13 protein-coding genes are annotated in these 14229 nt (G+C 71.0%); 2 read left to right on the plus strand and 11 right to left on the minus strand.

Annotation, left to right across the window (positions count from 1 at the left end):
- Positions 1-66 precede the first annotated feature (66 nt).
- Positions 67-498 (plus strand): helix-turn-helix transcriptional regulator, encoded by a 432-nt coding sequence (locus INQ48_26985; protein QRF56924.1) that lies wholly within the window; start codon positions 67-69, stop codon positions 496-498.
- Between the two features lie 4 nt (positions 499-502).
- Here INQ48_26985 and INQ48_26990 read toward each other — a convergent pair whose 3' ends face one another.
- The 8 genes from INQ48_26990 to INQ48_27025 all read right to left on the minus strand — a co-directional run bounded on the left by INQ48_26990 (position 503) and on the right by INQ48_27025 (position 10375).
- Complete coding sequence (locus INQ48_26990) at positions 503-730, minus strand: hypothetical protein (protein ID QRF56925.1); 228 nt, start codon at positions 728-730, stop codon at positions 503-505.
- A 75-nt stretch (positions 731-805) separates the two neighbouring features.
- Positions 806-1426, minus strand: coding sequence for a poly-beta-1,6-N-acetyl-D-glucosamine biosynthesis protein PgaD (pgaD, locus tag INQ48_26995; GenBank protein QRF56926.1), 621 nt, complete (start codon positions 1424-1426; stop codon positions 806-808).
- Positions 1383-2690 carry a poly-beta-1,6 N-acetyl-D-glucosamine synthase gene (gene pgaC / locus INQ48_27000; protein ID QRF56927.1) on the minus strand — a complete coding sequence of 436 codons (1308 nt, stop codon included), beginning with the start codon at positions 2688-2690 and terminating at the stop codon, positions 1383-1385. Before pgaC ends, pgaD begins: the two co-directional genes overlap by 44 nt.
- Entirely contained in the window at positions 2687-4804 is a 2118-nt protein-coding gene (gene pgaB, locus INQ48_27005) for a poly-beta-1,6-N-acetyl-D-glucosamine N-deacetylase PgaB (GenBank protein QRF60916.1), read from the minus strand. The genes pgaC and pgaB overlap by 4 nt, the downstream gene beginning before the upstream one ends.
- A 5-nt stretch (positions 4805-4809) precedes the next feature.
- Positions 4810-7005 carry a poly-beta-1,6 N-acetyl-D-glucosamine export porin PgaA gene (gene pgaA / locus INQ48_27010; GenBank protein ID QRF56928.1) on the minus strand — a complete coding sequence of 732 codons (2196 nt, stop codon included), beginning with the start codon at positions 7003-7005 and terminating at the stop codon, positions 4810-4812.
- A 664-nt stretch (positions 7006-7669) separates the two neighbouring features.
- Entirely contained in the window at positions 7670-8875 is a 1206-nt protein-coding gene (pcaF, locus tag INQ48_27015) for a 3-oxoadipyl-CoA thiolase (GenBank protein ID QRF56929.1), read from the minus strand.
- A 154-nt stretch (positions 8876-9029) separates the two neighbouring features.
- Positions 9030-9671 (minus strand): 3-oxoacid CoA-transferase subunit B, encoded by a 642-nt coding sequence (locus INQ48_27020; protein ID QRF56930.1) that lies wholly within the window; start codon positions 9669-9671, stop codon positions 9030-9032.
- A gap of 2 nt (positions 9672-9673) precedes the next feature.
- Positions 9674-10375 (minus strand): 3-oxoacid CoA-transferase subunit A, encoded by a 702-nt coding sequence (locus INQ48_27025; GenBank protein ID QRF56931.1) that lies wholly within the window; start codon positions 10373-10375, stop codon positions 9674-9676.
- Positions 10376-10504: 129 nt separating this feature from the next.
- Between INQ48_27025 and INQ48_27030 the strand changes: the two genes are divergently transcribed.
- On the plus strand, positions 10505-11293 hold the full coding sequence (locus INQ48_27030; protein QRF56932.1) for a helix-turn-helix domain-containing protein: 789 nt from the start codon (positions 10505-10507) through the stop codon (positions 11291-11293).
- A gap of 15 nt (positions 11294-11308) precedes the next feature.
- On the opposite strand, the gene INQ48_27035 is transcribed toward INQ48_27030, so the two are convergent.
- From INQ48_27035 to INQ48_27045, 3 genes are read right to left on the minus strand one after another with little or no spacing between them, the layout of a single operon-like run.
- Complete coding sequence (locus INQ48_27035) at positions 11309-12232, minus strand: SDR family oxidoreductase (GenBank protein QRF56933.1); 924 nt, start codon at positions 12230-12232, stop codon at positions 11309-11311.
- A gap of 46 nt (positions 12233-12278) precedes the next feature.
- Positions 12279-13166: a helix-turn-helix transcriptional regulator gene (locus INQ48_27040; GenBank protein ID QRF56934.1), complete on the minus strand. Its 888-nt coding sequence runs from the start codon at positions 13164-13166 to the stop codon at positions 12279-12281.
- Between the two features lie 46 nt (positions 13167-13212).
- A complete protein-coding gene (locus tag INQ48_27045; protein QRF56935.1) occupies positions 13213-14220 on the minus strand; it encodes a tripartite tricarboxylate transporter substrate binding protein in 1008 nt (335 codons plus the stop codon).
- Positions 14221-14229 lie beyond the last annotated feature (9 nt).

The following is a 14229-nucleotide window of genomic DNA, read 5'->3' on the forward strand; positions in this document are numbered from 1 at the left end:
AGATGCTTAAACCGAAATGAATACTACGGATCACGGTAGCAACTCGCATTAACTTTCTGGTGACAAATGTGTCCTAGGTCACAGGCGCCGCGGGGCGGGGCCTCAAAAAACGGGCGGACCTGCCGAAAACACCGGGTCCGTGCGCGGACCCGCCCCGGCCGGGCTTCGCCGGCTGGCGCGATCCGCCGTTCGATCGGCGCGGTCGGATCGGCAGGCCCGTGGCGCGAGGTCGGCGCGTCGGCGAACCGGCGGCGCGCGGCAACGCGGCCGCCGCCGGCGCGGGTGAGGCTCGAGGAGGCCGGCACTAGCTACCAGCGCCTGCTCGACGAGGTACGCCAGCAGGCCGCGCGGCAACCGCTCGAGGACACGCCGCTCGAGGCCGGCGAGATCGCCTTCGTGCCGGGTTTCGGGGAACTGAATTCGTTCACGCGTGCCTTCCGCGGCTCGGAAGGGACGACGCCCGCGCGCTGGCGCACGGCGCAGGCACGCGCGTCCTGAGGTGCTAGAGCGCGCGCCCGCTCTCGCCCGGCGGCGTCACCACATCGCGCCGCAGGCTCCAGATGCAGGCCGCCAGCTTGAGCAGCCGCTCGACCTTGCTGTCGTGGAGCTCGTCCGCGGGGTTCTCCTGCGCGATCAATTCGGCGATCTGCTCGATGGCCATTGCCGGCGTGAAGCCCAGCCCCTTTCGCGCCATCTCCATCGCCGTCGCCATCACTTCTGTCTTTTTCATGGGCATGCGTAAGCAACGGCCGCGAGGCCGGATTCGAAATGTCCGTGTCCCGGTCCCGAGGTGGGCCGATGCGGCTCAGGCTCGGCGCTTGCGTACCGCCGTGCCCGAAGGCGTGAGCATCGCGGGTTCGGTGTCGAGGTCTGCCGCGTCGGTCACCCGGCCGTCGCGGTCGTGCTGCACCAGGAGGCGCCGCGCGCGCTGCCACAGCGTGAGGTGCTGCGGCGCGAGCGAAGTGTATTCGGCCAGTTGGGCCACGGTGCTGTCGGGCGAATGGCCACGACCTTCCTCGCCCGCGATGGCGCGCCGGCGCACGGGCGCGAGCAGCAGCATCACCAGCAGGATGACCAGCACCGAGGCCGCGTAGAGCGTGAGCAGGTCGGTGCCCTCCGCGGGTCGCCAGACCTGGAAGAAGTGGTGCCAGGCATAGAACACGACGCCGACCCAGAACGCGGCCAGCAGCAGCGGCCGCGCGATGCGCAGCCACACGAACATGAACACCGCGCCCTGCGGCGTCTTGTGGCGCATGAAGGCGCTCAGCGGCATGCGCGCGGCATCGAGCACCGGCACCTCGCCCTGCGGCTCGGCCCATTCGCGCTCGCGCGGCGGCGCCTTCTCGTTGGGGCGCGGCGGCGCGGCGCCCAGGCCCAGGTCTTCATTCATGCTCGATGGCACGGACGGATGCAGTCGATCGTTCATTCGCTATCACTCCTCTGTCGGGGCTGGTCCACCGGGCGCGCTTGCCCTTGCGCCGCAGGATCGTGGCCGGCAAGGCCACGACCGTGGTGAACATGTTGATCATCCAGAAGGCAAGCGGATACCAGATGGTCCAGACCAGGTAGCGCAGGATGTCGCGGTCGTAGTGGCGGTCGATCCACAGGCTCACGCCCATCTGCAGCATGCAGGTGATGCCCAGCAGCATCCCGTGCCACTCGGGCCAGAAGCCGACGTACTGCCACTCGGGCGGCAGGAAGCGCCGCACCAGCGCGAGGATCAGCACCGCGAACATCGCGTAGGCCCAGACCACGCTGGCCAGGTACTCGAGGAACACCGGCCACATCATGAAGTTGCGCGGCTTGAGCACCTGGCCCGTGTAGCGCAGCAGGGTCTGGATGCCGCCGGTGGCCCAGCGCTGGCGCTGGCGGTAGAGGCCGCGCACGGTCTCGGGCATCAGGATCCAGCACAGCGCGCGCGGCTCGTAGCGCACGCGCCAGTCCTTGAGCTGCAGCTTCCAGCTGATGTCGATGTCCTCGGTCATGACGTCGGGGCTCCAGAAGTCGACGTCGAGCAGCGCGTTGCGGCGGAACATCGAGAGCACGCCCGAGACCGTGAACAGCCGCCCGGCCAGCTGCTGGGTGCGCTTGATGAGGCCGATGTTGGAGGAGAACTCGCCCACCTGCATGCGCCCGAGCAGGGTGGTGCGGCCGCGGATGCGCGGGTTGCCGGTGACGGCGCCCACGCGCTCCGAATGCAGCATGTGGGTCAGCATCCAGGCGATGGCATCGGGATCGACCAGCGCATCGCCGTCCACGCCGAGGATGTACTCGCCGTTGGCCAGCACCGCCGCCGTGTTGAGCGCGACCGCCTTGCCCTGGTTGGTGGCGTGGTGCACCACGCGCAGCTGGCCGTAGCGCGTGGCCAGCGCATCGAGGATGGCGCCGGTGTCGTCGCTGCTGCCGTCGTTGACCGCGATGATCTCGTAGTTCGGATAGTGGCTGCGCATCAGCTGCTCGATCACCTCCTGCACGCGCTCGCCCTCGTTGAAGCAGGGCACGATCACGCTGACCAGCGGCCGCTCGGGCAACAGCGGCAGCGGATCGACCTTGCGGTGGCGGCCGCGCTCGAACACCAGCGCATGCGCGATGCCGCCGGCCATCCAGACGTAGGCCGCGAGGAAGGGGTAGTAGAAGACGTAGTTGAGCAGGGCCCGCACCACGTCGGAACCGAAGAAGTCGGGGTTCATCGCGCGGCTCCCGGTGCGGTCGGCGCGGAGGCGGCGGCCGGTTTGCTGGGCGCGAGCGCCGGCGGCGTCTCGAGGCCGTCGACCTTGCCGCCCGCGAGGTTGGCGCGCACCGAGAGGATGTCGCGCACCGTCACGAGCGGCGGCTGGCCCGCGAGGAAGTCGTCGGGATAGAGCGCGACGTGGCGCGCGCCCAGCCGGTGCAGCAGCGTCCACTGTGCGGCCAGCGTGTCCTTGTCGACCATGCGGCCGTTGCGCCAGTCGCGCGCCTGCAGCTCGAACACGGTGCGCGCCAGACCCTGCGGCTGCGCCGCCACCTGGTGGAACAGCGCGGTCAGCCAGGCCTGCGGATCGGCCGCCTGCTCCATGAACGGCATCGCCATCACGGCGGTGTAGTCGTAGGCCTGCAGCGACTGCGCGAGGTCCTGCGCGAACCACTCCTGCGCGGCCGGCTCGAGCACCGGGCGCGCATAGAGGTTGCGCGCGGTGAGGATGCGCGGCTGCCAGTCGCGGGCGCGCTGCGCGAGCTCGAGCGTGAAGTCGGTGAGCTGGCGCGTCTTCCACGCGGTCCAGCGCGCGCGCAGCGCCGGATCGGCGCGCACCGCGCCGAGGTCGGCCGGCAGGCCCTGCGCGGCGAGTTCGCGCAGCGCCGCGGGGCTCGCGTCCTCGTCGTCGCTGTAGGTGGCGTCGTCGTGGAACAGCAGGCCCGCGATCGGCGTGTTCTTCGCGAGGTCCTCGTAGATGTCGCCGATCAGGGCGCGCACGCGCGCATCGGCCGGCGAGAGGCGGTGGTAGCGCGTCTGGTCGCGCGCCGCGTCCGACGTGGGCGCGAGGTGCGTCACGCGCACGTCGGCCAGCGGGTTGTTCGCGGGCAGCTGGAACGCCAGCACCGGCATCCACGCATAGACCTCGACCCCGGTGCGCGTGCGCAGTTGCCAGGCGACGCGGTTGAACAGGTCGGCGCGCATCGGCAGGTGCCGGTTCGGGAAGTACAGCGCATCGGCCGCGCCGTCGCCGTCGGGATCGGCGAAGGCCTGCAGGTAGACCGCCGAGGGGCCGATGGCCTGCACCCGGTCGAGCAGGCGCGAGAGGTTGGCCTCCTGCTGCGCCGGATCGGGGTCGTAGATGTGGTCGAGGTCGATGTGCATCGCGCGGTGCAGCGCGCGCGGATCGGGCCGCGCGGGGGCGCGCAGCAGGCTGAGGTCGGGCACCGACATGTCGTAGGTGGCGAGGCCGCGGCGGATGGTCTGCAGCGGCACCTCGGGCGTGTTCGCGCCCTCGTCGAGCGTCAGGGTGATCGGCATGCCGGCGCGGTCGGCCGCGCGCAGCGCCTCCTTGTTGTAGGCGCCGTAGGGCCACACCATGGCGCGCACGCGGGTGCCGGTCTGGGCCTCGATCAGGCCGCGGCTGCGGCGCAGGTCGGCCTCGACGCGCGCGACCCAGGCCGCGTCGTCCTCGTAGCGGCCGGTGGCGCTGTCGTAGCGGTGCGTGACGGCCGCGGGCTGCAGGTTGCCCTGCGGATTGCCGGGCACGCCGGTGTGGATCGCGTCGCCGTGGCTCGCGAATTCGACCAGGCCCGAGGCGCCCATCTCGCGCGCCTGGCTCCAGGTGATGAAGGCCTCGCGCTTCAGGGGGTTGCGCGCGCCGTAGCCTTCGACCACCTGGCCCGGCGGCACTTCGAGCCAGCCCGTGACCAGCGCCATCACGGCTGGATAGCCGAATTGCTTCAGCAGCGGATAGACCTTCGAATAGAAGCTCTCGTAGCCGTCGTCGAAGGTCAGCAGCACGGCCTTCGAGGGCAGCGGCCGGCCGCCGGCGCGCGCGTCGACGATCTGCTGCAGGCTCACCGGGTGGTGGCCCGAGCTGCGCAGCCAGGCGAAGAAGTCGGCCACGGTGCGCTCGTCGAGCGCGGTGGGTTCGGGCTCGTCGACGAAGCTCTCGCGCACGTTGTGGCGCACGTCGTGCATCGCGATGGCGCGGAAGGTCTTGCCGTCGTCGACATCGGGCGCCGCCAGCGCGGTGGCGCGCGGCAGGCCCTGGGCCAGCGCGGCGCCGGCGAGCAGCGTGGCGAGCAGCAGCGCGGCCATCCGCGGGACCAGGCTGGTCGTCATGAACATCTTCTTCATTGGAACGGCACCGACAGATTGAGATAGACGAAGCGGCGGCGCTCGCGCACCCCGTCGTAGGGATGGCTCGCGATGCCCAGGCCGTAGGCCAGCGTGGCCGAACGGCCGAACACCCATTCGTGGCCGTAGCGCAGCGACCAGAGCGCGCCGCCGCCGAAACCCTGCTGCCGGTAGCCGCCGGCCTCGACGCCCAAGACATGCGAGAAGCGGCGGTCGTCGCGCTTCCAGCCCAGGTACTTGCCGGTCAGGCCGACCTGCAGCGCGCTCTCGCGGCGCGGCGCGAAGTAGTCGACGTCCTGGCGGTCATAGCGACCGGTCTCGCCCGAGAGCGTGCCTTCGAGCTGGAAGCGCGGGCCGCTCACGAGGCGCTCGCGCCAGCTCAGGCCGAAGCCGTCGCGCGCGTTGCCATCGCTGAAGTCCATGCGCTGGTAGCGGGCCTCGAAGGCGCGCGACTCGTTGACCACGTAGGTGGCGCCGAGCTCGGCCGAATGCGCGCCGACGTTCGCCAGCCGCGCCTTCCAGGGCGTGTCGAGGCTGTTCGAGTCGAAGCGCGCCGAGAAGCGCCAGCTGTCGCTGGCACGCCAGTCCACGCCGAGCGCGAGGCCGGTGCGGTAGCGGCCCTTGTCGGACTGGTGCAGCTCGGCGCTGGCGCGCCAGCGGCCCTGCAGGTATTCGACGCCGACGCCGGTGCGCGACAGGTCGATGTTGCCCAGCGAGGTGTCGCCGCGCGCGAACACCTGGCGGAAGAACAGGCGCCAGCGGTCGTCCCACAGCGGCGACGAGAGCTTGGAGTCGACGCGCCAGTCGCGGTCGGCCAGCACGCTGCTGCCGTGGCCCTGGCCGTAGTCGGCATCGACATCGAGCCGCGCCGCGTAGAGCGTGTCGCGCTGCGTGACGGCATTGCGCACGGCGATCGATTCGGGGGCCTCGGCCTGCAGGCTCTCGGTCAGTTCGCGGCCGGCGCGCATCTCGCCGGCATCGAACAGCGCGCCCGCGTAGCCGGCGCGCGCGGCCACGTCCCACGGATGGTCGACCAGCGTCTCGCGGTAGCGGCCCAGCGCCTCGTCGGGCTTGTCGCGCAGCTTCATGGTCTCGGCCAGGCCCGAGCGGAAGCCCGCGTTGAGCGGCGCGAGCGAGGTCAGTCCGCGGAAGCTGGTCTCGGCCTGCCAGGGCCGCTCGGTGTAGAGCTGGTAGAGCGCGCGCAGGTTGCGCACCTCGGCGTACTCGGGGTTGGGCCGGCCCTGCTCGGGCGTGAGCCGCAGCAGCGGCGGCGTGGCCTGCTCGAGCTTCTGCAGCAGGGCCTCGGCGTCCTCGAAGCGCGCGGTGTCGAGGTAGGCATAGACCAGGCCGGTGTGGGTGTCGCTGGGCACGGGGATGGCATCGCCGCCGCTGCGCAGCGCCTCCTCGTAGATCGGCACGGCGAGGTCGGAGCGGCGCTGCTGCTGGTAGGCGCCGGCCACGTCGGACAGCGCGTAGTAGGGCAGCGGCTCCTGCGGATGCTCGACCTGCCAGCGCTCGTAGGCGGCCGTCACTTCGGGGAAGCGGCCGCGCGCGGAGACGGCGAGCAGCTGGTCGGCATAGAGGCGCAGGTACAGCGCCCTCCAGCGCTCGAGCGCGTCGGCTTCGTTGGACTGCGTGGCGCGCTGCACCGCATCGGCGGCCCCCTGCAGCTCGTTCGGATAGAGCGGCAGCAGTGCGTCGATGGACTCGAAGCGCTCGGGGCCCTCGCCGCCGCGCTGGTCGCGTTCCGCGATGGCCCAGCGCAGCCGCTGGCCCAGGGCCTGCTGGCGCAGGCTCGCGAGTTCGAAGGCATTGAAGCTGCCGGGCGCGGCGCGCTCGGCGGCCTCGGCCTGCGCCAGGGCCTCGGTCAGCGAGCCCTGGTCCTCGAGCGCGAAGGCGTTCTCGCGCCGCACGATGCGCTGCGTGGGCTGCAACGCGGTGAGCTGCAGTTGCAGGATGCGGTCGTCGACGCGGCGCGCGGCGACGAACGCGGACTCGAAGGCATAGCCCGCGAGGCAATCGAGCGGCACGGCGCGCGCCCAGCCCACGGATTCCCGTGGGTTGTCGGCCTGCAGTGCCCACACCACGCCGTCGGACGCGATGCGCTCGCGCTGGGCCGCGGTCGCGGCGCGCGGGAACCAGGCCCGCAGCGCATCGAGCGCAGCGGCCGGTGTCGCGCTGCCGGCGCGCACCCGTTCGACGAGCGCGTCGTGGGCGGAGGTTTCGTAACCCGCGGCGGCGGCGTCAGCCGAGGGGCGGGAAGAGGATGTCGAGACACCGGGGCGCTCCACCACCTGTGCCCTGACCTGCGGGCTCGCACCGGCCCACCCCGCCGCGACAAGCAATGCCGCGGCGGAGAGGGGGAAGGTGGAACGAAGGAAGGTCGGGTGAGGTTGGGTGCGTGCGGGGTGTGTGACAGCGTGGTGAGGTTTCTTTCTCAAGGTCCAGATGCGATTGGTTATTCGGTTGAACCTTATCGCCGGGCCTCCGAGCCACGCTGTAGGAAATAGTCAAAAGACCTCGCCGATCCGTAAGGGAGCGTAAAAGGCCGAGGTCCCTGAATCCAGGGGCTTCAACGCTGCGTACGCCATGGGCGTACGCAGCGTCACGCGGCCTCGGTGCGGCGATACGTTCGCTTTCCGAATGACATCCATGAAACGGAAGGTGTCGGCTGCGACGAAGCCTTTGGTTTAACAGCGCCGGCCCTTCCCGGGCGCGCCCATGCGCCCCGGCCAAAAAAAAACCATCGGGCCGCGGGTGCGGCTGCCGATGGCGTCAAGTCGATCGATCGCGCGGTTGTTGTTGTCGGGTGTGGCCGATCGATCGACGGGGGTAGGGTTCAGGTCGGACGCGGGATCAGACGCGCTCGAGGATCAGCGCGATGCCCTGGCCGACGCCGATGCACATGGTGCACAGCGCATAGCGGCCGCCGCTCTTGTGCAGCTGGTTGACCGCGGTCGTCGCGAGGCGCGCGCCGCTGGCACCCAGCGGATGGCCCAGCGCGATCGCACCGCCGTTGACGTTGACGCGCGCGTCGTCGTCCGAAAGGCCCAGCAGGCGCAGCACCGCGAGGCCCTGCGCGGCGAAGGCCTCGTTGAGCTCGATCACGTCGATCTGGTCGAGCGTGAGGCCGGTGAGCGCCAGCACCTTCTGCGTGGCGGGCGCCGGGCCGATGCCCATGATGCGCGGCGCGACGCCGGCGGTGGCCATGCCCACGATGCGCGCGCGCGGCGTGAGGCCGTGCTTGGCGGCGCTGGCCTCGTCGGCCAGCAGCAGCGCGCAGGCGCCGTCGTTCACGCCGCTGGCATTGCCGGCGGTGACGGTGCCGTCGGGCCGCACCACGCCCTTGAGCTTGGCCAGCGCTTCGAGGCTGGTCTCGCGCGGATGCTCGTCCTTGTTCACGACGATCGCATCGCCCTTCTTCTGCGGCACGCTCACCGGCACGATCTCGGCGTCGAAGAAGCCGGCCTTCTGCGCGGCCACGGCGCGCAGCTGCGAGTTCAGCGCCATCAGATCCTGCGCCTCGCGCTCGATCTTGTAGTCGGTGGCCACGTTCTCGGCCGTCTCGGGCATCGAGTCGACGCCGTACTGCGCCTTCATGAGCTTGTTGACGAAGCGCCAGCCGATGGTGGTGTCGTAGACCGCGTTGTTGCGGCTGAAGGCGCTCTCGGCCTTGGGCATCACGAAGGGCGCGCGGCTCATGCTCTCGACGCCGCCCGCGATCATCAGGCCGGCCTCGCCGGCGCGGATGGCGCGCGCCGCGCTGCCCACGGCATCGAGGCCCGAGCCGCACAGGCGGTTGATGGTGGCGCCCGGCACCTCGATCGGCAGGCCGGCCAGCAGCGAGGCCATGCGCGCGACGTTGCGGTTGTCCTCGCCGGCCTGGTTGGCGCAGCCGTACAGCACGTCGGTCACGGCCTGCCAGTCGACGTTCTTGTTGCGCTCGATCAGCGCCCTGAGCGGCACCGCGCCGAGGTCGTCGGTGCGCACGCTCGAGAGCGCGCCGCCGTAGCGGCCGAAGGGGGTGCGCACGGCGTCGCAGATGAAGGCTTGGTTGGTCATGGTGTGTCTCTATGAAGGTGAAATGAATTCGGGTTGCCGGACGCAGAGGACGCGAAGGTTCCGCAAAGGACGCGAAAGAAAGACAAAATTATTTCTGAAGTTCTTTTCGCGCTCTTCGCGGAATCTTCGCGTCCTTCGCGTCCGGAAGTCCGTATCAGGCGGCGATCGGCAGGCCCACGAGCTTCTCGAGCTCCGCATGCTCGAGCCCGTCGACCTTGTCGACCAGCTTCAGGCCCTGCGGCGTGCATTCGAGCGTGGCGAGGTCGGAGTACACGCGCTTCACGCAGCCGATGCCGGTCAGCGGGTAGCTGCAGGTCTCGACGATCTTGCTCTCGCCCTTCTTGGTCAGCAGGTCCATCATGACCCAGGTCTGCTTGGCGCCGATCGCGAGGTCCATCGCGCCGCCCACCGCGGGAATGGCGCCGGCCTCGCCGGTGCTCCAGTTCGCGAGGTCGCCGGTGGCCGAGACCTGGAAGGCGCCGAGCACGCAGATGTCGAGGTGGCCGCCGCGCATCATCGCGAAGCTGTCGGCATGGTGGAAGAAGGCGCCGCCGGGCAGCAGCGTGACCGGCTGCTTGCCGGCGTTGATCAGGTCGTAGTCCTCCTCGCCGGCCTCGGGCGCGGGGCCCATGCCGAGGATGCCGTTCTCGCTGTGCAGGATGACCTCGCGGCCGGCCGGCAGGTGGTTGGCCACCAGCGTGGGCTGGCCGATGCCGAGGTTGACGACGGCGCCGTCGAAGATGTCCTGCGCCACGCGGGCGGCCAGCTGGTCCTTGGTGCGACGGGTGTAGCTCATGGTCATGCCTCCTTCTTGAAACCGCCGGCCTGCGTGGCGACGCGTTCGATGCGCACCACCTTGTGCACGAAGATGCCGGGGGTGACGATGGTTTCGGGGTCCATGGTGCCGAGCTCGGCGATGTCGTGCACCGTGGCGATGGTCTTCTTCGCGGCCATGGCCATCACCGGGCCGAAGTTGCGCGCGGCCTTGCGGTAGACCAGGTTGCCCCAGCGGTCGCCGCGCTCGGCCTTGATCAGCGCCACGTCGCCGTGGATCGGGTACTCGAGCACGTACTGCTTGCCGTCGATCTCGCGGGTTTCGCGGTTGCCCGCGAGCTCGGTGCCGTAGCCCGTGGGGCAGAAGAAGGCGCCGATGCCGGCACCGGCCGCGCGGATGCGCTCGGCCAGGTTGCCCTGCGGCACCAGCTCGAGCTCGAGCTTGCCGCTGCGGTAGAGCGCGTCGAAGACGTGGCTGTCGGCCTGGCGCGGAAAGCTGCAGATGATCTTGCGCACGCGGCCGGCCTTGAGCAGCGCGGCGAGGCCGGTGTCGCCGTTGCCGGCGTTGTTGTTGACCACCGTCAGGTCGCGCGCGCCCTGCTCGATGAGGCCGTCGATGAGTTCGCCGGGAATGCCGGCGGTGCCGAAGCCGCCGATGAGAACGGTGGCGCCGTCGGCCACGCCCGCGAGGGCGTCGGCGATGGAGGGCGCGATCTTGTCGATCATGGATCTGTCTCCGAAGAAGGATGGTGCAGAGGCGGGAAGACGGTTGTCGCTGCGCGTCTTTGGGAAATCTATTTTGTTCGTATATCGAACATCTGTTCGTATAATGAATTCTAGAGAGGATCGATACCCATGGCAACCCGCCCCCTTGCGCCCCCCGAGACGCCCGCCCCCGGCGACAGCTACGTGCAGTCCTTCGCGCGCGGCCTGCAGGTGATCCGCTCGTTCAGCGCGAGCGCGCCGCACCAGACACTCAGCGAGGTGGCGGCCGCCAGCGGCCTCACGCGCGCGGGCGCGCGCCGCATCCTGCTCACGCTGCAGACGCTGGGCTACGTGGTCAGCGACGGCAAGCTGTTCACGCTCACGCCGCGCATCCTCGACCTGGGCTTCGCCTACCTGTCGTCGATGCCGATCTGGAACCGCGCCGAGCCGGTGATGGAGGCGCTGGTGCAGCAGGTGCAGGAGTCGTGCTCGGCCGCGGTGCTCGACGCCACCGACATCGTCTACGTGCTGCGCGTGCCGACGCAGAAGATCATGCGCATCAGCCTCGGCGTGGGCTCGCGACTGCCGGCCTACTGCACCTCGCTGGGCCGGCTGCTGCTGGCCGACCTGCCCGACGAGGAGGTGCGCGCTCGGCTCGAGGCCTCGGCGATCGAGCCGCTGACCAAGCACACGGTGACCGACATCGACGCGCTGCTGGCCAAGGTGGCGCAGGCGCGGCGCCAGCAGTGGTGCCTGGTGAACCAGGAGCTGGAAGAAGGCCTGATCTCGGTGGCCGCGCCGATCGTCGACCGCGCGGGCCGCATGGTGGCCGCGCTCAACATCAGCGGCCAGGCCAACCGCACCAGCGCGAAGGTGATGCAGGACAGCATGCTGCCCGCGCTGCGCGAGGCGGCGCAGCGGATCTCGAGCCTGCTGTGAGCCGGCGCTGCGCTCTCAGGCGCCGCCGTCCTCCCCCTCCTCCATCTCGAAGGGCGCGACCTGCCGCCCGTCGATGTCGGTGAAGCCGTACTCGCGCGCGAGGTCGCCCACGCGCAACGCGCGGCCGGTCTTGTGCATCACGTTCGCGTCGCCGGCCAGCGCCACGATGGCGCGCCCGATGTAGCGCGGCGATTCGGTGCGCGCGAGCGCGGGCCGCTCGTGCCAATGCGCCTCGTCGGTCTGGTGGCCGGCCAGCACGAACTCGGTGCGCATCCAGCCCGGCGACACCGCCACCGAGGCCACGCCGTGCGCGCGCAGGTCCTGCGCCATGCCGAAGGCCAGCCGCGTCATCGCGGCCTTGGCGAGGTCGTAGAACAGGCTGCCGCGCAGGTAGCGGTCGCGGTCCCAGAAGGTGGTGGTGGCGATCAGGCCATGGCCCTGGCGCACCAGCAGCGGCGCGGCGCAGCGGCTGGCCACGAGGTGGTTGCGCACGCCGCGGTCGAACATGGCCTCCCAGTTCGACAGCGGATGCTCCCAGAACGGCGCCTCGAACACGCCGTTGAAGCTCTCGTGGCCGCCCCAGGCGTTGTTGACCAGCAGGTCGAGCCGGCCGGCCTCGCGCTCGACGCGCGCGAACAGCTCGCGCACCTGCGCTTCGTCGGTGTGGTCGCAGCGCACGGCCACGCCCTGCCCGCCCAGGCGCGCGACCTCCTCGGCCGTGTCCTCGATGCTGCCGGGCACGCGCTGCAGGCCCGACAGCGCGAGGATCTGGCCATAGCTGTCGGCGGGCTCGGCGCGCGTGCTGCGGCCCGTGACGTAGACGGTGGCGCCGGCCGCGCCGAGTTCGAGCGCGATGCCGCGGCCCGCGCCGCGGCTCGCGCCCGTGACCACGGCCACGCGGCCTTGCAGGGAGGGCAATGCATTCGGCTGGTCGTTCATCGTTCGGCTCGCTGAAAAGGAAAGAAGCGCCGAAGGTAGCGCCGCCTCAGGCCGGCGTCTTGGAAGAACCCGCAATCGCGCGGCCCAGGAACTCGGTGGGCGTGACGCCGCACAGCGCGCGGAACTCGTTGACCATGTGCGACTGGTCGTAGAAGCCGCTGTCGACCGCCACCTCGGCCCAGGCCGGCATCGGTGTCGCGCGCAGCGCGCGCAGGCAGCCATGCATGCGCGCGAGCCGGCGCCAGGCGCGCGGCGAGAGGCCGACCTGCGCATGGAACAGCTGCTGCAGCCGGCGCTCGCCCAGGCCCACCGCCTCGGCCACCTCGCGCAGCGGACGCCGGCCGGCCGAGGCCGCGATCAGCTGCGCGGCCTGCAGCGCGCCCGGATGCAGGCCCAGCCTTGACTGCGCGCGGCCGTCGGCCTCGGCGAGGCGGCGGCACAGCGCGGCATCGAGCAGCGCGACGCGCGCGGCGTCATCGGGCGCCTCGGCCATGCGCTCGAGCAACTGCGCGCCGGCGCCGCGCCAGAGTTCGTCGAGATGGAGCACGCGGCCCGCGAGCTCGCCCGCGGGCAGGCCGAGCAGCAGGGCCGCGGCACCGGGCCGCAGGGTGATCGACAGGCCTTCCATGCGCTTGCGCAGCCGCACCAGCACGGCCTCGGCCGAGGCGCCGATGGCCTCGACGGCCAGCCCCTCGGCGCCGTTGGCCGAGGGCGCGTCGCCGAGGTTGAAGACCAGCCGCGCGGCACCGTCGGGCAGCACGCGCTCGAGCACCTCCTCGCCCTCGGCGAAGCGCTCTCTGTAGACGAGGATGTTGGCGACATGCGGACGCAGCGGCGCGCTGGCGGCGAAGGAGCGCACCGCGCTACCGGGCGCGTCCATCGGCGGCCCCAGCACGGGGCCGTCGTCGAGATGGAGGAAAAGGCGCTCGCTCATGCCGGTCGGTCCGGTATCGGGCCGGCCAGCATGCCACAGGCGACGCTCAACCCTCGGCGTGGATGCCCTTCATCAGGATCACGCCGCCCAGCCGCGCGGTGTCGGCGCGCATGCGGCGCGCCAGCGCGTCGGGCGAACCGGGCTGGGCCTGCCAGCCGGTCTTGAGCAGCGCCTCGCGCACCTCGTCCGTGCTGATGACCTCGACCAGCGCGGCATTGAGCCTGGCCAGCGCGGCCTTGTTCATGCCCGCGGGCGCGGCCAGCGCGGTCCAGATCTCGAGGTCGGCGCCGCGCACGTCGGCATCGCGGATGGTCGGCAGATCGGGCACCAGCGGGCTGCGCTCGGGCGAGGTCACGCCGATGGCCTTGAGCTTGCCCGAACGCACGTGCGGCATCGCGAGCGCGGGCGGCAGCAGCGCGAGCTGGATCTCGCCCGCGAGCAGGCCCGCGATCACCTGCGGATTGCCGGTGTAGGGCTTGTGCTGCGCGGTGATGGCCGAGCGGCTCTTGAGCAGTTCCATGCCCAGGTGGCCCACCGTGCCCACGCCCGGCGTGCCGTACTTGCCGCCGCTGCCGAGGTTGCGCACCCACAGCAGGTGGTCGGCCGCGGTCTTGCCGGTGGCATTGCCCGACACGGCCAGCACCAGCGGCGCGGTGCCGACCATGCCGACCGGCGCGAAGTCCTTCTCGGGATCGAAGGAGATCTTGGGATTGAGCAGCTTCGCGATCGTGAGGTTGCCGTTGATCAGCGCGCCGATGGTGTGGTCGTCGGTGGCCTTGGCGACCTGGTCGGCCACGATGTTGCCGCTCTCGCCGGGCTTGTTCTCGACCAGCACCGGCTGGCGCAGGATCTTGGCGAGCGGCTCGGCGATGGCGCGCGCCAGCAGGTCGGGCGAGGCGCCGGTCGGGAAGCCGACCAGCAGTTTCACGGGCTTGGTGGGCCAGGCGGCTTCGCCGGCGCGCGGCTTGTCCTGGGCCAGGGCGAACGGGGGAAGCAGCGAGGCGGCCAGCGCGGCGGCGCCGCCCTCGAGCAGGCGGCGTTTGGTGATCGTCACGGGAGGAAC

The sequence above is a fragment of the Variovorax paradoxus genome, assembly GCA_016806145.1.
Lineage (GTDB): Bacteria > Pseudomonadota > Gammaproteobacteria > Burkholderiales > Burkholderiaceae_C > Variovorax.